Source organism: Planomonospora algeriensis (genome assembly GCF_977012225.1).
Genome location: NZ_CDRNDK010001104.1, coordinates 1 through 450, shown reverse-complemented (window position 1 = coordinate 450; position 450 = coordinate 1). Strand labels below are relative to the sequence as shown.

Annotated in this window: 1 protein-coding gene; it reads left to right on the top strand. The window is 79.6% G+C overall.

The annotated features are described in order from the left end of the window. On the top strand, nucleotides 1-450 hold a 450-nt coding region (locus ACWJ6R_RS38020), incomplete at both ends, for a SpnB-like Rossmann fold domain-containing protein (protein WP_449066807.1).

Genomic DNA, 450 nt, shown 5'->3' with positions numbered 1-450 from the left:
CCGCCGCCCTGGCGGCGGCCGGAGCCCGGGTCGGCACGCTGGACCCGGACGGACCGCCGCCGCGGCTGGCCTCCTGCCCGTCCACCCGGTCACCGGCGCCGACCCGGCGGACGGGGCGCGGGCGGCGACCACCGAGGTGCTCGCCGCGGCGCAGTCCTGGCTGGAGCAGGACCGGTACGCCGACGTCCCCCTGGTCGTCGTCACGCGAGGAGCGGTGGCGGGCGACGACCTGCCCGGCGCCGCCGTATGGGGCCTGATCCGCTCGGCGCAGTCGGAGAACCCCGGCCGCTTCGTCCTGCTGGACGTCGACGGCACGGACGAGTCGTGGCAGGCCGTCCTGGCCGCCGCGACCTCGGGAGAACCCCAGCTCGCCCTGGCCGGAGGCGAGGTCCTCGTACCGCGCTCACCCGCACCCGGCCGCCGGGCCCGCGCCGCCGGCTGGGAGGCAGG